Origin of the sequence: Treponema bryantii, assembly GCF_900113965.1 — a bacterium.
GTDB classification, from domain to species: domain Bacteria; phylum Spirochaetota; class Spirochaetia; order Treponematales; family Treponemataceae; genus Treponema_D; species Treponema_D bryantii_A.
In genome coordinates this window covers 275061-291352 of record NZ_FORI01000001.1, presented here as the reverse complement: position 1 = coordinate 291352, position 16292 = coordinate 275061, and the positions used below count along the sequence as shown (strand labels likewise).

The following is a 16292-nucleotide window of genomic DNA, read 5'->3' as shown; positions in this document are numbered from 1 at the left end:
AAAATGTCCCCACCGTGGCGACCACTAAAAAAACAAAGTCTGTTATAGTTCAGACATCACAGCGGGTTGGAGCACTGGTTGTGGCTCACGAGCCTCATAAGCTCGACGTCGGGGAAGTTCGATTCTTCCACCCGCTATAGATTTTTTTATTTCAAAATGATACTTTCATTTTCATAAGGAGATTAGGTATTCACAAATTGCATTTTAAGAAGACAAAAAAGTCTTATTGAAAACTATCCTTCATTACAAACAATCTTGGCCAGAAAAAATGAAACTTTTCAGGAACGGCTTATGCATCTAATCTGGAATAAAGGTCTTTCTGAAATCCAGATTTACAAAACTGCAAGTATCGACCGCAGATTGTTTTCTAAAATCCGTTCCGATGCAGATTATCATCCGCAAAAACAAACAATACTTTCTTTGATTATTGCATTACATCTTAATTTGATGGAAGCAGAAGACTTGTTATCAAGAGCGGGCTTCGCTTTTTCACCAGTAGACACTATAGATACTATTTATCAATTCTGCATTGAAAATAATATCTATGATTTCAGAATAATTGATGAATTAGTTTACGAGCAAACCGAATTAATTAATCCTTATACAGCTGAAACTTCTTACTGATGGAATGAGCAACATCATCCTGCAGAGGCTTAAACCAGATACCGACGGTACATCGGCCTTCGCCATTCTCATCCACCCATTCAGGAGTAAGCTCTGTAAGACAGGCATCGTTTATCATTCCAAAATCCTGATTTTCAACCAACCCAAGATTCAGAGCCATATCGCGAGCTTGCAGCAGTTTATTCAGATTTTTTGCTTCACAAATTGTTTTTGTAATGCGACCATTCAAATAGTCGTCATATATCTCGCGGTCTAAATCAAAAGAGACGTGAACTCTTCCATCCTGTTCCATAAGATTTCTTTTGATAAGCCAAATCCAATATCCTTCCGCACAATGAGCAACCATCGCCCCAAGTTTTCCTGCAGAAAGATGTAAATCCTTTCTGATGATAAATAATCTTCGCATTCCCATAAAGCTGTTTTCCTTTTGTGCTGGTGACAAATTGTCAGCTGCTTAAATCCCAAACAACCTCTGGAAATTTGTTTCAACAATTTCGCTGAGTTTGCGGCTTGTGATGTTTCTCTTTGAAGCTATGTACTCATAAACATATTTGATGTTCTGAGGAATATTCGAATCATTTTTTACAGGAACCGGCGGATAGAACGGACAGTCTGTTTCAATCAAGAGGCGGTCCTTTGGCACGTAGTTCACAAGCTCGGACATATCGCTGAAAGATTTTTTTCCGGCATAGGTAACGGTGCCGCTAAAGCTTACGTACCATCCTAAATCCAGGAAGAACTCCAGTTCAGACTGACTGTAGGAAAATCCGTGAATCACACCCTTATTCCACTTCACGGCTTTTAAAACATCAGAAGTTTCTTTAAAACCTTTTCGGCTGTGAAGAACAAAAGGCATGTTCAGTTTTTTTGCCAGAGTAAGCTGAAGGGCAAACAAATCCTTTTCATCACTAACCGTGTCGTAATCAAAATACTCGTGGTCGCGGCCCTTGTACTCCACAGAATCCCAATCGTGGTCAATTCCGCCCGGCCCAATTCCAACAAGGTGACTCGCAAAAAGTCCGCCGTTTACCTTAAAATCATTAATCACATTTTCAAGATTTTCTATGATTTCAAAGCGGTTATCAACAGAATCCAGATCTGGCATTACACCAGCGCTAAAATAAATCATATTTTTGATATGTCTTTTCTGATCTTCATCATCAATTAAATCAAGACATTCTTCCACACGCTCAGCACGAGTCCAGATATCATCAATATGAACACCACTGTCCAATGCAAAGGAAACACCATTCTGTTCCATTTCCATCAGACTATCTGCACCCTGCTGCAGGCCGAGCTCTTCCGTAATTTGAAAAAAATTCATCAGTGAATCTGAATACATAAAACCACTCTTCTAAACTATATCACGCATTAAACAAGTGGGCAAATCATGCCTAAAATTATCATGCGTATATTTATTATCGGCTTGTATGCTATAATATCAATATGTCAAATATTCTGATTGGCACAAGCGGTTATGATTATCCCGAATGGAAGGGTGTTTTTTATCCGCCGGAAGTAAAACGCGCAGATTTTCTCTCTTATTACGCAACTCAGTTTAATGCCGTTGAGCTGAACAATCCCTTTTACAACATGCCAACTGCCGAAAGACTTTTTTCGTTTTATGAAAGAAGTGATGGCAAACTCAACTTCAGCATCAAGGCCAATCGCCTGTTGACCCACGAAATTACTCCCCTATGGAAAAATGCTGCAGATGATTTTAAGCAGGCGCTCCATCCGATTTTTGAAAAAGATAAACTTTGTGCCGTACTGTTTCAGTTTCCGCAGAGCTTTCATTATACAAATGATAACAGAATCTACCTTGCAAAACTGATTGAAGCGTTTATCGGCTTTCCAGTCATTATTGAATTCCGCCACAAAGAATGGATTCGAGAATCGGTTTTTGCAGGATTGATGGAGAGAAAGGTTTCGCTGGCATTTTGTGATATGCCGGAGCTTAAATATTTGCCGGCGGCGCAGGTAGAGTCCACCGTATTCCTCGGTCCTAACGCCTACATCAGATTTCACGGCCGCAACGCAGATGCGTGGTACGCAGCATCCACACCCAACACCGCAAACCTCGCGGATTCCGCCCCACAGCAAAACGGCAGCGCCCGCTACGATTACAAATATTCCACAGAAGAACTCGAGAAGTTTCTGCCTGTAATCCAAGCTGCCGTAAACGAAGGACGAAAAACACAAATCTTCTTTAATAATCATCCCAAAGGAAACGGTGCCGAAAACGCCCGTCAATTGAAAGAGATGATACAAATGAATAATATAAACTGATGGCAGAACGAACTTACATCGCAATCGACTTAAAATCTTTTTATGCCTCTGTTGAATGTCGCGAACGGCTTTTAGACCCGCTCACCACAAAGCTCGTTGTTGCAGACAAAAGCCGCACAAGTAAAACTATCTGCCTCGCAGTAACTCCAGCCCTCAAAGCTTACGGGCTCAGCGGCCGCTCCCGCCTTTTCGAAGTAGAAGCAAAGGCCCGCGAAATCAAAAGGCAGACCGGCAAAGACCTGGACTACATTGTTGCCGTTCCCCGCATGGCGCTTTACATTCAGTATTCCACACGTATCTACAATGTTTACCTACGCTATTTTGCCCCGGAAGATATTCACGTTTATTCAATAGATGAAGTTTTTATCGATGCCACCAGTTATCTTTCTTTTTATAAGATGAACGCCCACGACCTTGCCGTAAAAGTAATTCGTGATGTTCTAAAAGAAACAGGAATCACAGCAACCGCTGGTATCGCGCCGAATCTTTTTCTTTGCAAGGCCGCCATGGATATTGTGGCAAAGCATATTCCCGCAGATGAAGATGGAGTTCGTATTGCAGAGCTTGATGTTGCAGAATATCGCCGCCAGCTGTGGAGCCATCAGCCATTAACAGATTTCTGGCGTGTGGGTAAAGCAACCGCCCGCCGGCTCAACAAATACTTTATCCGTACAATGGGTGACATAGCCCGCACCTCCCTCGAAAACCCCGAGCTTCTTTACAAAGAGTTTGGAATTGATGCCGAGATTCTCATAGACCACGCCTGGGGCATTGAACCCGTTGGCATGAAAGACATCAAAAACTACAAGTCAGAAGCAAAAAGCCTTGGAAGTGGTCAGGTGCTTCACGAGCCGTACACTTATGAAAAAGCAAAAATCATAGTGCGCGAAATGGCAGAACTTCTTGCGCTGGATCTTTTTAAGAAAAATCTTGTTACAGATTCTATCACGCTGCATATTGGTTATGATATAAAAAGCCTTTATGTTCCGGGCTTTGACGGCGAAGTTGTGCGCGACTATTACGGCCGTGAAATGCCAAAACCCGCCCATGGAAGTTTTAGCTTTGGCTCAGAAACCAATTCCTCAAAACTCATTGTAGACGGTTTTATTTCGATTTTTGAGAAGGTTGCAAACCCAGCCTGGCTTTACCGCAGAGTCAACATAACCGCTAACAATACAAAGCCCGCAAGCGAACGCCAGCCAGGACTTTTTGATGAAGTTGATGCAAAAGAAGGCGGAATGAATCAGCAGAAGGAAGACAACCTGCAAAAAGCCCGCCTTGAGATAATCAGGAAGTTTGGCAAGAACGCAATTCTCAAAGGAACAAACCTTGAAGAAGGCGCCACAACCCGCGACCGCAACGCCCAGATAGGAGGTCACAAAGCATGACAGAACGCAACTATGATGACATCCTGAATTACAACTGGAATCACGACTCCCTGCAAAACCGCATGCCGCTTTCTCAGCGCGCAAAAATCTTTTTGCCGTTTGCCGCCCTCACCGGTTTTGATGAAGCCCTGGAAAAAACACTGCAGACAGAAATTGCAGAAATCACCGGAGAAAACCAGGCCGGCCAACCCCAGACAATCCAAGACCCAGACCTATAACAAAATATTTTTTTAATTCATACTGATTTATGGTACACTTACAACTATGTTCGAATATGGAAAAGCTATTTGTTATTCTGGTTACAGAAGAAATCAGTCGCCTGTAAATTGCACTTACCCTACTTATGAGCAGGTTGTAGAAGATTTACAGATTCTTGTTGATTTGGGATTCAAGTATATCCGCATGTATGATCCTGTGGAGTACGCACGAACCACTTGTCAGGTTATCCGCGATAAGGGTTTTGATTTAAAGCTGATGCTGGGCCCTGGCATTCAGTCAGAAGTAAATAACCCGGGCTGTCCGTGGCTCAAGACAAATTATTCTGATGCAGAACTTGCCGAACGCGCAAAGTGGAACGACACAAGAATTGAAGACCTCATCAAAATTGCAAATGAATTTGATGATATTATCAATGCAGTTTCAATCGGAAACGAAAACACACCAAGCTGGGGTGCAAACAACGTTCCGGTAGAACGCCTTATATCTTTTGCAGACCGTCTTAAGGCAAACTGTAAGCAGCCGGTAACCTTCAACGAAGGTGCCTTTGAATGGCCGGTCCTCACAGAGCTTGCAAAACATCTGGATATTATCTGTGTGCATTCTTACCCGCTCTGGTATGGAAACACAGTTGAAGAAGCTCTGGATATAAACAAAGAATGGTACAAAAAAATCAAAGAGATTTATCCTGATAAGCCGGTTATTTTCTCTGAGATTGGATGGGCTACAGATGCAGTTGATTTTTCACAGATGAAGGAAGGTCAGCCAAATGAAGAAAATCAGAAAAAGTATTACAAGGATTTCTGGGCCTGGGCCGACAGTGAAAAAATCATTTCTTACATGTTCGAAGCCTTTGACGAACCATGGAAAGGCGGCGACAACCCACGAGAGGCCGAAAAACACTGGGGCATCTTTGACGTAGACAGAAAACCAAAACTGGTAGACCTTAAATAAACAAAACCCTGCGTACTCATTCACACGCAGGGTTCTTTTTTGCCTAAAAACCTTTAGAAACCGCTTCATCCATCACAGATTTGAGTGTGGCAGTGAAGAAGGTCTGAAAATACTGCTTAAAGATTTCTTTATCCATTTCGCCGGTATGTTTTATGTACCAGATAATCTGGCCGCTTAAAAGCTGAGTGTAGCTGAAACCAATGTAGGTCTTAAAATCTTCTGAAAACTTTACGTTGTTTTGTTTTGCAAAATATTCAATAGTGGCACGAATATAATCAAAAATATCTTTTTCAAAAATTGTTTTCAGTTGAGTTTCGCCCAAAGACTCGTAGGCGCACTGGCACAACGGAATATTCTGATCAATATAATCAAGAACAAATTCCATTATCTGCGGAACAGTTGCATTTGCCTGATGGAATGAATCGGCAACCTTTTGAACTTCCTGCGAATAAGCAAAATACAGCAGATCATAGTTGCTTTCAAAATGATAATAAAAAGTATTACGGTTAATATTGCAGGCAGTCACAATATCCTGAACAGTAATTTTTGAGAACGGGCGATCCTTAATTAATTCCTTAAGGGCATTTGCCATCATGATTTTGGTTTCTGAAGTATTCTCACTCATATAACTAAATATTATTAGACATTCAGCAAAATTTGTCTATTGTCGTTACAACTAAATTTTATTAAATTCCACAATATGTTTAGTATGTCTAACAAAATATTTCACAATAGCAAACTCTTACGTTACGCAATTTTTGCCACAGTTGCGGTTATTTTCGTTTTATTAACTATTTTAGTAACCCGCAAAAAGCCTGTTGCAGAAAAAGAAGATTCTCTGCCTGCCGTTATTCTTGAAAAACCGCAGAACGGCACGCTTGTAGAGTCGGTTACTATTTCCGGCTACGTAGAAGCAAATGCAATGATTCCCGTTGTTCCTTTTGTTTCCGGAACAATTACAGAATACCCTGCCCGCGCCGGAGATTTTGTAGAAAAAGATACCCTTCTTGCAAAGATTGATGACGCGCCTTTCCGTCAGCAGATGCTTCAGGCTCAGGCTGCTTATTTTGCCGCAAAAAGCACCTTTGACAGGCTGGAAAATCTTTATAAATCTGGAGCAACTACTCAGCAGAATTATGATTCGGCTAAGGCCCAGGCAGATGCTTCTAAAGCACAGTACGACCTTGCAAAGCTTCAGGTTGATTATACCGAAGTCCGCGCCCCTGTAGACGGCACTATCCTCATTGCAGACCAGGCCGTGGGTGGAATTGGAAACCAGAGTCAGCCAATTGCCGTTCTTGCAGATTTGTCTAATCAGGTTGTTCGCCTTAAGGTTCCGGAAAAATATTTTGATCTTTTTACTCTTGAACGCGAAAACCTTTCTGTAAAGGTTACCCGCCCTGCAGAAAAAGATATGTATGAAGATGCCGTAACTACAGCAACTATCGAAAATATTGCTCCTTACATTTCTCCTCAGAGCAAAAACTTTGTTGTAGTTTGTCATCTTGATGAGCCGGGAGACCGCTTCCGTCCTGGTATGTTTGTAAAAGTTCAGGTTGCCTATAAGACTTACGAAAATGTTCCTGTTATCAGCCTTAAGGCACGCAAAATGGACGGTTCTTTTTATGTTTATGATGAAGAAACTTCCACTGTAAAGTTTGTAGAAGGTCAGGACTTTCCTCTTGATGGCACTAACTTTATTGTTCCGGAAGAATACCGCAATTCTTATATTGTAATGGATGGCCAGAATTTCGTATTTGATGGTCAAAAGGTTCGTATTTTTGAAGATGCTTTGCGCGAGGCTAAAAAATGAAAGTTTCTGAATTTTCGGTAAAGCACCCTGTCATCATCACCATGCTCCTCATTGTGCTCATTGCATTCGGCTTTTTTTCGCTGAGTGGAATGCGCACAGAGTTCATGGAAGACATTTCCATGCCGCAGGCAATTGTATACACCGTATACCCTGGTGCCAGTGCCGAAGATGTTGAAAGCGATATCACAAAAGTTCTGGAAGATTCCTTTGTAACTCTTCCTCACTTTAAGGCAATCGACTCTACCTCTTCTAATTCCCTCAGCTGGATTTTGATTACTTATGCTGATGGCTACGATCCATACGATCAGCTCACCGAGCTCCGTAACCGCATTTCCGAACTTGTTGAAAAACTCCCGGACGGAATTTCCGGCGAGCCAAGAGCCCTGGTCGGTGGTATGTCCATGGTTCCAATCATCAGCTTTTCTGCAAGTTCCGGCCAGGACACTGCACGCCTTACCCAGTATCTTCAGGATGAACTCACCCCTCTTCTCACTCAGATTGACGGAGTATCTCAGGTTTCAATTGAAGGCGGAAAAGAGCTCGCTGTTAATATTAAACTCGACGTAGACTCCCTCACCTCAAAAGGAATTTCTGTTTCTACTGTATACCAGGTTTTGAATTACGGAAACGTAAACCTGCCGCTTGGTAACGCAAGCTACCAGGAACGCGCAATTCAAGTGCGCTACGCCGGTGGCTTTAATTCCCTCGAAGACATCAAAAATCTTCCTGTTGGAGTTGGCGACGGTTCTACAATTATCCGCCTTAGCGACGTTGCAGACGTTAGTCTTTCTTACCCGGAACAAAACGTTTCTGTTTCAGACGGCCGCGTTCCACTTACAATCGTTAACGTAACTAAGCGTCTGGACGGTGACACTACAACAATCATCAAAAAAGTTAAGAAAGCAATTGCCGAATGTGAGAAAAATACAAACGGTGCTGTTCAGTTCCACATCATCAGCGACGACAGCCGCCAGGTTAATGCCTCTCTTAAAGCCGTTATTCAGAGTGGTATTCTCGGCGTAATTTTTGCCGTTCTTGTAATTCTGCTTTTTATGGCAGACTGGCGTGCAACTCTTACAATCAGCCTTTCTATTCCGCTTTGTATTTTATTCAGTCTGATTGGCTTACGCATTCTGGACATCTCCCTTAACCTTATGACTCTTTCGGGTCTTGTAATTTCCCTTGGTATGGTTGTAGACGGCTCCACGGTTATGCTCGACCAGATTTACCGCTACTACAAGCGCCGCGACCAGGAAACCGGCGAAATGGAATATACAGTTACCCAGAGCATCTACAAGGGCTGGGACGAAGTTTCAGCTTCTATCCTCGCCAGTGCCGCAACTACAATTGTAGTATTCGTGCCAATTGCTATGCTTGGCGGACTCGTAGGAAGTGTTCTCCACGCAGTTGCCGTAACAATCATCCTTGCAATTTTCTCTTCTTTCCTTGTTGCCGTTGTAATTGTGCCTTATCTGCTCAAACTTTTCCTTTCAGAAAACGGCCCAAAGGTTCGCGGAAAGCCGCGCCGCTTCGATCAGTTAATGTCAAAAGTGGAAAGAGGCTACAGAAAGGTACTTGCGCTATCTTTAAAAAATCGCGGTTTTGTCGTGCTTGTAGCCTTGTTTTTGCTCGTTTTTTCGGGTTTTATAGCCCTCAGATTGGGAATTTCCTTCATTCCCTCAACAGACTCAGGCGATTTTTACATTTCTGTAGAATTCCCAATGGGAACCGAAAAAGAGCAGACTCACGAAAAAATGCAGGTTGCACAGGACCTTCTTTACCAGTATGTGCCTGAAATTGACAACGTTGTTATATACGAAGGCCAGGGCGACTCTTCAAACTTCTCTTCTGTTTCAACTCCGCACTACGCGTATACTCACGTTATCTTAGTTCCTGTTTCTGAACGTAAACGCGATGTACATGATATCATGTTGCAGATTCAGGAGATTTGGGCAGCAGTTCTTCCTGACTCTAAGGTCTCTGTTCAGAACGGTGGTTTTGATAAGCTCGTTGGTTATGTTTCTGATGGTGGTGGTTACGGAATCACTTTGATTTCCGAAGACATTAATACTCTCTATGAAACAGCAAGCAAAATCAAAGACTTCCTGGAAACTGACCCGGAAGTTGTAACTGCAAAGCTCGACACTGATTTTGATACAACCTCTATGATTATCGATATGAGCCAGGAATATCTGAGCTCTCTTGGAATCACAAGTTATGAAGCGGGAATCACTTCTGCAATTCTTTTCCAGGGTGTAGACTGCGGTCGCTTTAAAGAGCTTGAAAGTGGTCGCCGCTATGATATGAAGATTACTTCAAACATCACAGACAAAAATATTACTGCAGATGATATTTCAAACCTTCATATTGTAACTCAAAATGGTCAGGATGTTTCATTTGCAAACCTTTCTGATATTCGTGTTGAAAAATCTATTTCGCAGATTAACCATTCCAACCGTGCAAAGAAAATCACGGTTACTGCTTCTCTTGTTGGTGAAGATACCAGTGGAGTTTCGCAGCGCGTGAATCAGTTTATTGTAGAAAACCCACTGCCAAACGGAGTTCACTCTAAGGCCGGCGGTATTATGGCCCTCATTGGTGACATGATTACTCCTATGATTTCTGCACTTTTGATTGCGGTCTTCCTGGTTTACACCGTTATGGTTATTCAGTTTGAAAAGTTCCGTCAGCCGCTTTTGATTATGGTAACAATTCCGTTCTGTTTTATTGGAGTTGTCGGCGGACTTTTGATGTTCGGCTCAACCTTAAATCTTTTGTCACTGCTCGGTCTTATTTCTCTTGCCGGTGTGGTTGTTAATAACGGTATTATTCTTGTTGATTATATTAATCAGCTTCATGCTCAGCGCCGCATGGTTCTTGCCCGCACAAAGGGTACTCAGGACAAAGACGGCGAATGGCATATTGAACTTGATAAGGAAGCAGAAGATGAACTCTTAAAGACTTCTGTTCTTGATGGAGCTGCAAGCCGTATCAAACCAATCTTAATCACAACCCTTACTACCCTGCTTGGTGATATTCCAATGGCTGTTGCTAAGGGCGAAGGTTCGGAGCTTTATGCTTCAATGGGTCAGGCAATTGCGGGCGGACTTTTAACTTCCACCCTCATCACCCTGATTTTGATTCCAGTAATTTATTACATATCTGAAAAAAGGAGTTTCAAATGAAAAAGATTTCTTCTATTTTTATTCTTGCAATCAGTCTTATCTTCACAAGCTGCTACTCAGTTTTCAGCGGCGGAACCGGCGGATTAATTGTAGATGCCGAAAGTACATCTACTCCAAAACGTGGAATTGCAAACGTTGATATTTATGCCTACACAGATTCCGAAATAAGAGATTCTGATTACGGCTCATGGAGAGAAGGCACTGTTTTTTCTCCTTCAAATTCCTACTATGGTCACACTACCACAGATGCAGATGGAAGCTTTGTCATTTCAAATATTGTCTGGAAAGAAAATAAACCGGACTTCGGAAAAGATGCGGATTACACAACCATCTATCTTTTGTACTATCATGAAAATTATGGTCTGACAAAAGACGAAACTGTTATTACTTCTGACAGCACAAGTGATACTGTTTATGCAGAACTCACTTCTATCAGAAAAACAACTGCCCTCAATATCAGTATTTATGATGTTGCAACTTCCGGCTTAACTTCACACAACGTTCTGGTAAAGGTTTCTGTTCCTCAGAGCACAGACACTCTCACAGCTGATGCAAAAGTTTACGAGCAGACTATCAGCGGAAACGGAACAATCAACATCAGTTACCCTCGCTGGAAAAACGAAGCTGATAAGAAAAATGGAATTGAAATCAGCCCTCAGGTAAAAATCTCTTATTCTCAGAGTGCAGACCAGATAACCTGGAAAGCCTGTGCAAATGCAGATAACAACGCGCAGAATTATGCATTTATTGATAATCCTTCTATTAATAAGACTATCAGTAACTCGTCTTACAATATTTCGCTTTATGGAAAATCTACAAGAATCAGTTACCCTACTGTGAGCGGAACCTGCGGTTCAGCAGACGGTGCCGTTGTACGAATGCTCGCCAAAGATTCCAGCGGTAACTTCACAATTGATTGCGGTGAGACAACAACTTATGCACAGACAATTGGTACCAGCGGAACTCAGACTCACGGAAACTTCAGTAATCTTGGAAACGGATACTACTGGACAGATACAACCTACACAGAACGCTACTCAACTCAAGAAGTTCAGCTTTCTGGCAGCGGCTCTACAAAGAATCTGACTCTCCGAAGTGATGTTCCTTCATACACAGTAAGCTTCTAATTCAGGATGCACGAATGAAAGTAAAAAGAATTTTTTTTACATTTGTGATTTTCTCAATCTTTTGCCTGAACTTAAGTGCGCAGGAGACCTCAGAGGAACAGGAAGCTCCTGCCTACACTCTCGATGTTCTCCTAACACAAACAGAGCTGAATCATCCGGAGCTTCTTAAACTTCAGGAAGAATACCGCCGCAGCCTTCTGGACTTAAAGGATGCATGGTGGAGTCTTGGCCCTACTGTAGATCTTCAGGCAAGCGGCACTTATATGGTAAATCCTCCGGTTGGAGCAATGTACATAAATGTTGATGATATCATTAATTCTATTCACTGGAACGGAGTAAAGCCTTCTAACACAGGACAGCGAATTAAAGTTTTTGATGGTATGGAAAACACTCTGTACAATTTTGAACTCACAATGACTCAGCCAGTTTTCACCTGGGGAAAAATTACAAACGCAATTAAACTTTATAAACAGATTTCAGAAATCAAACAGACTCAGATTTCTCAGCAGACTGTTCAGCTGGAAACTGAATTAAAGACCCGCCTTTTAAGTCTTTATTATCTGAATAGAATTCTTGAAATTATTGATGAAGAGCAGGCTTATGCCGACCGTATGGTTGAAGTAAGCGAAAACGCAGAAAAAGTTGGAATGCTTCTTCATCAGGATGTTGTTGATGCAAAGATTCAGGCCAAGGAACTTGAAATTGCAAAACAGGATGTTCTTGAGCAGATGAATGATCAGCTGCTTGAACTGAGCCGTATCACAGGTATTCAAGCTTTAGAGCTTAAAGATATAAATTATGATTTTGTTCCAGAACTTGTTTCCTCCTTTGACAAGCTTATGGAGACAGATCCACAGGAGCTTGAAGCAGAAGTCCTTTCTGTAAATCAGTCTTCAATGAAAATGCTCACCCAGCTGGAAGATGTTAGCAAGACTGCTGAAAAGATTTCGAGAGGTTATGAAAACTGGAAACCAGATATTGCATTGCAAATGAGCAGTGGATATTCTGGTTCCCGTTTTCCTCTTTTTGAACCTAACTGGCGACGCAAGGATGATTACTCTGTAAATATCTCCATTGGTCTTAAAGCCACTGTCTGGGACGGCGGTAAAAAAGTTCGCGATGTTTCCAGAAAAGTAAGTGATAAAGAAACTGCAAAAATCAACAAGCTTGATGCAGGTTCAACTATCAGTAAAACTTTGAATACACAGTGGAATGCAGCTCAGGTTTGTAAACTTAAGATTGATTATCAGGAACTTAAGATTGAATCTGCTACTGCTAAGATTGCTCAAAAGCAGCAGATTTATGAATCCGGTTACGGTTCAGAAACAGATCTTCTTTCTGCAAAAATTGAACGCTGTAACGCTCAGATAGAAAAAGAACAGCAGGCATTAGCTCGCGCCGCTGCCTGCCTTACTATTGAATATCTTAGACAATAAATCACTGTTCAAATACTATATTCAGTCTGCCCTTTACCTCCGGCAGCTGAATACGGTATTTTTCAGCAAGTGCTGGTCCACATGAATTTGAACCAACTCCCGCCATTTTGTAATCCACACAGAAAACTGTATAACCACTTTCCTCAAGCTCAAAGTTATGACGCTTTGTCCAGAGTTCTTCTTCTGTATAATGAGAAGCATTAAAGCTGATATATTTTTGATTTTCTGTTTTGTAGTCTGTTCCTGAACAAATTAACGTTAGTTTGTTATTTGAAAGCTTTACATATCGGCAGCCGTAATGAGATGAGTTCTCCTGTGGGCGAATATATGGCTCATACATGTCGCTGACCTTTGCCTTAAACTTTCCAAGCCAGGTAGCCTGATGCTTATCGATATAACTTTCTGTAGGACCATAACCAAAGTATTCAACCTTGCTGAAAGACTTATCGAGGAAGAAGCGAAGACCAATACGTGGCAGCATAAAGATTCTGCGGGTTGCTGTAAAATCAAAACTTACTGAGAGTGCTCCGTTTTTATTAATTGTATAAGTTACAGTTCCATACAGGAAGGGCTGATGAATGCTCCACACAAAGCCCTGGTCTACAATAATACTTACAGATTTTTTATCTTCCGAAGCTTCAAGACGTGAACTGTAAACCTTTACTTCATAATCATGAAGATGTGCGCCAAACCATTCACCCTTAATCGGGTCATTGTCCAAAGGGGCACGCATAAAGTTAAAGGCGAGCGGTTTTTTGAGCAGCTCTCTTTTACCAACGAGAATTGAATCAATAACTCCGGTACGGCGGTTGAAGGAATAAGTTATATCTTTCTTTGTAACTGTGTAGCGAAGTCCGTTCTCGCTTGTGATATCATTACGCTTTTCTGCAGCTCTCACAAACTTAATAAGTTTTTCAATTTCTGCACGTGCATTTTCCTGAACCCCCTTTGCATCGCGTTTTCCTGGAAGGAACGGTTTTTGACCTGGGAGCTCTGGCATAAAGGAAGCCTCGCGAAGAATTTCTGCTTCGTTGTCTGCAGTTGGCTCGGCAGAAAGCTGCACCTGATCAAAACAAACCTCATAGCCTTTTTCACACCAAGGACGGTTCTGTTTTTCAGTAAAGATAAATCTGATATATGAATCTTTTCCTTCATATACTGGAAGGCCGGTCAGAGTAAGTTTTGCTTTTCCAAGTGCAAGCAATGAAGGCAGTTCAATTTTTTTTGATTTTACTACCTCGCCATTTATTGTAAGTTCGTAGCGGCAGTCTAAAACTGTTGAAGCATCTGTAAAAGCAAGAAGATTTGTAAATTCAAAAGTAGCGCTGTCTGGAGAAGCCTTCTTGCCGTTTGAAAGTTTTTGAACACGAACCGGGCGGTAAACCTGTTTTGCTTCAAGCAGTCCTGTGTGAGGACGACGATCCGGATAAACAAGTCCATCACAACAAAAGTTTCCATCGTTGTGTTTTTCGCCCCAATCTCCACCATAGCCGTACTTTACCTCGCCGTGGCGTGTCTTACCAAGAACTACACTGTGATCGCACCACTCCCATATAAAGCCGCCGCAGAAACGTTCCGAACTATGGAATACCTTGTGATAATCTTCAAGGTCTCCTGGACCGTTTCCCATTGCATGACAGTATTCGCAGAGAATAAAAGGACGCTTTTCGTTTTTATCTTCCGACATCTTTTTCCAGTCCTGAACACTTGGATACATTCTGGAAACGAGGTCGTAAATCTTATCGCTTGTGTCTCCCTGATTATGAACACTTTCATAATGAAGGAGACGTGTATCGTCGTAAGCCTTAATCCATTTAGCAGCTTCGGTAAAGTTGTTGCCATTTCCACTCTCATTACCCATAGACCAGATAACTACACTTGGACGATTGATGTCGCGAGTAACGCAGAGTTTTTCGCGGTCGAGAATGCCTTTGTAGAATAGCTTGTTGCTGGCAGCAAGCGCAATTCCTGAGTAGTCTGACCAGTCCCAGTGAGGAGTATTGTTTACAACAACACTTCCGTGCATTTCAAGGTCGGCCTCGCAGATAACGTAAAAGCCGTAGCGGTCGCAGAGCTTGTAGAACTCAGGTGAGTTTGGATAATGCGAAGTACGGATTGCGTTTATGTTATGCTGTTTCATCAGCTTAAGATCTTTTTCAATTTTAGCGATAGGAGAAACATAACCTGTATCCGGATAGCTATCGTGACGGTTTACTCCGCGGAACTTTATTGGCTGTCCGTTAATCTTAAGCACACCCTTTTCGCTTGTGATTTTTCTAAAGCCAACTTCTTCCCCAATCTGTTCAGAGTCTGTCTCAAGAAGAAGCTGGTAAAGTACAGGAGATTCTGCCGACCAGAGAGCAGGTTCGTTTACCGGAATCTCAAGTGCTTTTCCTTTCTTTGTTTCGCCTTCAAAAATCTTAGTACCATCTGGGGCAATCAAAGTTACTTTTGCATCTGTACCATAGGCTGTGAGTTCTAAAACTGCCGAACGATAGTTAGTTTTAAGATTTGTCTTAATACGATAATCTGTTATTCTCTTTTTAGGACGAGACAGAACATATACATCTCTGAAAATTCCTGAAAGGCGGATCTTATCCTGATCTTCAAGATATGTTCCAAAACACCATTTAAGAACGGCAACGGTAATAAGGTTCTCGCCTTCGGTCAAGAAGTCTGTAATATCAAACTCTGCTGTGTGGTGAGAAACTTCGGAGAATCCACAGAACTTACCATTTACATAAAGGTAAAGGCAGCTATCCACACCTTCAAAACACAAGATGCGCTGATTACTATCCGGTACATAATTGTAAGTACGGTAGTAAACTCCAACAGGATTTTCATCCGGAACAAACGGTGGATTATACGGAATCGGATAATCAAAGTTTGTGTACTGAGGTTTATCGTAACCGTGCAGCTGCCAGTTTGCAGGCACAGACATTTTCTTTTTGCTATTCAAAGCAGAATGGGCAATCTTTCCGTCAGCAAAATCATCCTCAAGATCAATTACACTGTCGTAGTAGCGGAAGCCCCACTTACCGTTCATAAGCTCAAAGCGGTTAGACTTTTCGCGACCGGCAAAAGGATTCTGTCCCTTCTCCTTTCCAAACGGAATAAAATAACAGTGACTATCCAGAGTATTTACATGAAATACATCCGGATTCTCATGATAAATCATAAAGCTCTTAGCCGAGCCCTTTTTTGCAATTTGATTGATATTCATAATTTCAGTATACACCTTTCACCGGTGGTTGAGTAGT

13 protein-coding genes and 1 tRNA gene are annotated in these 16292 nt (G+C 41.9%); 10 read left to right on the top strand and 4 right to left on the bottom strand.

What is annotated here, in order from left to right; genetic code table 11:
• The first annotated feature begins 60 nt into the window (after window positions 1-60).
• Together BM161_RS01290 and BM161_RS01285 are read left to right on the top strand one after the other, a co-directional pair.
• Window positions 61-137: transfer RNA gene (locus BM161_RS01290), tRNA-Met, on the top strand.
• 154 nt (window positions 138-291) lie between these two features.
• The gene (locus tag BM161_RS01285; protein WP_074929870.1) at window positions 292-624 is read left to right on the top strand and encodes a hypothetical protein; all 333 of its coding nucleotides are present in this window, start codon (window positions 292-294) and stop codon (window positions 622-624) included.
• On the opposite strand, the gene BM161_RS01280 is transcribed toward BM161_RS01285, so the two are convergent.
• Both BM161_RS01280 and BM161_RS01275 read right to left on the bottom strand, forming a co-directional pair.
• Window positions 593-1036, bottom strand: a complete 444-nt coding sequence (locus BM161_RS01280) for a peptidyl-tRNA hydrolase (RefSeq protein ID WP_083425626.1) — start codon at window positions 1034-1036, stop codon at window positions 593-595. The genes BM161_RS01285 and BM161_RS01280 overlap by 32 nt on opposite strands.
• Before the next feature lie 42 nt (window positions 1037-1078).
• Window positions 1079-1966, bottom strand: coding sequence for a TatD family hydrolase (locus BM161_RS01275; RefSeq protein WP_074929869.1), 888 nt, complete (start codon window positions 1964-1966; stop codon window positions 1079-1081).
• A 104-nt stretch (window positions 1967-2070) separates the two neighbouring features.
• On the opposite strand from BM161_RS01275, the gene BM161_RS01270 reads away from it, so the two are divergent.
• The 4 genes from BM161_RS01270 to BM161_RS01255 are packed head-to-tail and all read left to right on the top strand — an operon-like array spanning window position 2071 to window position 5471.
• Window positions 2071-2913 carry a DUF72 domain-containing protein gene (locus BM161_RS01270; protein WP_074929868.1) on the top strand — a complete coding sequence of 281 codons (843 nt, stop codon included), beginning with the start codon at window positions 2071-2073 and terminating at the stop codon, window positions 2911-2913.
• The gene (locus BM161_RS01265; RefSeq protein WP_074929867.1) at window positions 2913-4301 is read left to right on the top strand and encodes a Y-family DNA polymerase; all 1389 of its coding nucleotides are present in this window, start codon (window positions 2913-2915) and stop codon (window positions 4299-4301) included. The genes BM161_RS01270 and BM161_RS01265 overlap by 1 nt, the downstream gene beginning before the upstream one ends.
• A complete protein-coding gene (locus tag BM161_RS01260; RefSeq protein WP_074929866.1) occupies window positions 4298-4519 on the top strand; it encodes a hypothetical protein in 222 nt (73 codons plus the stop codon). The genes BM161_RS01265 and BM161_RS01260 overlap by 4 nt, the downstream gene beginning before the upstream one ends.
• A 46-nt stretch (window positions 4520-4565) precedes the next feature.
• Complete coding sequence (locus tag BM161_RS01255; protein WP_074929865.1) at window positions 4566-5471, top strand: glycosyl hydrolase family 17 protein; 906 nt, start codon at window positions 4566-4568, stop codon at window positions 5469-5471.
• A gap of 43 nt (window positions 5472-5514) precedes the next feature.
• On the opposite strand, the gene BM161_RS01250 is transcribed toward BM161_RS01255, so the two are convergent.
• On the bottom strand, window positions 5515-6096 hold the full coding sequence (locus BM161_RS01250; protein ID WP_083425625.1) for a TetR family transcriptional regulator: 582 nt from the start codon (window positions 6094-6096) through the stop codon (window positions 5515-5517).
• A gap of 84 nt (window positions 6097-6180) precedes the next feature.
• Here BM161_RS01250 and BM161_RS01245 point away from each other — a divergent pair, with 84 nt between their 5' ends.
• Genes BM161_RS01245 through BM161_RS01230 form a run of 4 tightly spaced genes read left to right on the top strand, consistent with a single transcriptional unit; the run spans window position 6181 to window position 13032 of the window.
• On the top strand, window positions 6181-7284 hold the full coding sequence (locus tag BM161_RS01245) for an efflux RND transporter periplasmic adaptor subunit (RefSeq protein ID WP_074929863.1): 1104 nt from the start codon (window positions 6181-6183) through the stop codon (window positions 7282-7284).
• Window positions 7281-10469, top strand: coding sequence for an efflux RND transporter permease subunit (locus BM161_RS01240; RefSeq protein WP_074929862.1), 3189 nt, complete (start codon window positions 7281-7283; stop codon window positions 10467-10469). The genes BM161_RS01245 and BM161_RS01240 overlap by 4 nt, the downstream gene beginning before the upstream one ends.
• On the top strand, window positions 10466-11596 hold the full coding sequence (locus BM161_RS01235) for a hypothetical protein (RefSeq protein WP_074929861.1): 1131 nt from the start codon (window positions 10466-10468) through the stop codon (window positions 11594-11596). The genes BM161_RS01240 and BM161_RS01235 overlap by 4 nt, the downstream gene beginning before the upstream one ends.
• Window positions 11597-11610: 14 nt before the next feature.
• Complete coding sequence (locus BM161_RS01230) at window positions 11611-13032, top strand: TolC family protein (RefSeq protein ID WP_074929860.1); 1422 nt, start codon at window positions 11611-11613, stop codon at window positions 13030-13032.
• A gap of 1 nt (window position 13033) precedes the next feature.
• Here BM161_RS01230 and BM161_RS01225 read toward each other — a convergent pair whose 3' ends face one another.
• Window positions 13034-16255 (bottom strand): glycoside hydrolase family 2 TIM barrel-domain containing protein, encoded by a 3222-nt coding sequence (locus BM161_RS01225; RefSeq protein ID WP_083425623.1) that lies wholly within the window; start codon window positions 16253-16255, stop codon window positions 13034-13036.
• Window positions 16256-16292: the final 37 nt, after the last annotated feature.

What these genes read in the sequence shown, in the direction of transcription:
- BM161_RS01255 (WP_074929865.1), top strand. Translation starts at nt 4,566, where the DNA reads ATGTTCGAATATGGAAAAGCTATTTGTTATTCTGGTTACAGAAGAAAT.
- BM161_RS01280 (WP_083425626.1), bottom strand. Translation starts at nt 1,036, where the DNA reads ATGGGAATGCGAAGATTATTTATCATCAGAAAGGATTTACATCTTTCT.
- BM161_RS01235 (WP_074929861.1), top strand. Translation starts at nt 10,466, where the DNA reads ATGAAAAAGATTTCTTCTATTTTTATTCTTGCAATCAGTCTTATCTTC.
- BM161_RS01270 (WP_074929868.1), top strand. Translation starts at nt 2,071, where the DNA reads ATGTCAAATATTCTGATTGGCACAAGCGGTTATGATTATCCCGAATGG.
- BM161_RS01250 (WP_083425625.1), bottom strand. Translation starts at nt 6,096, where the DNA reads ATGAGTGAGAATACTTCAGAAACCAAAATCATGATGGCAAATGCCCTT.
- BM161_RS01265 (WP_074929867.1), top strand. Translation starts at nt 2,913, where the DNA reads ATGGCAGAACGAACTTACATCGCAATCGACTTAAAATCTTTTTATGCC.
- BM161_RS01260 (WP_074929866.1), top strand. Translation starts at nt 4,298, where the DNA reads ATGACAGAACGCAACTATGATGACATCCTGAATTACAACTGGAATCAC.
- BM161_RS01275 (WP_074929869.1), bottom strand. Translation starts at nt 1,966, where the DNA reads ATGTATTCAGATTCACTGATGAATTTTTTTCAAATTACGGAAGAGCTC.
- BM161_RS01245 (WP_074929863.1), top strand. Translation starts at nt 6,181, where the DNA reads ATGTCTAACAAAATATTTCACAATAGCAAACTCTTACGTTACGCAATT.
- BM161_RS01225 (WP_083425623.1), bottom strand. Translation starts at nt 16,255, where the DNA reads ATGAATATCAATCAAATTGCAAAAAAGGGCTCGGCTAAGAGCTTTATG.
- BM161_RS01230 (WP_074929860.1), top strand. Translation starts at nt 11,611, where the DNA reads ATGAAAGTAAAAAGAATTTTTTTTACATTTGTGATTTTCTCAATCTTT.
- BM161_RS01285 (WP_074929870.1), top strand. Translation starts at nt 292, where the DNA reads ATGCATCTAATCTGGAATAAAGGTCTTTCTGAAATCCAGATTTACAAA.
- BM161_RS01240 (WP_074929862.1), top strand. Translation starts at nt 7,281, where the DNA reads ATGAAAGTTTCTGAATTTTCGGTAAAGCACCCTGTCATCATCACCATG.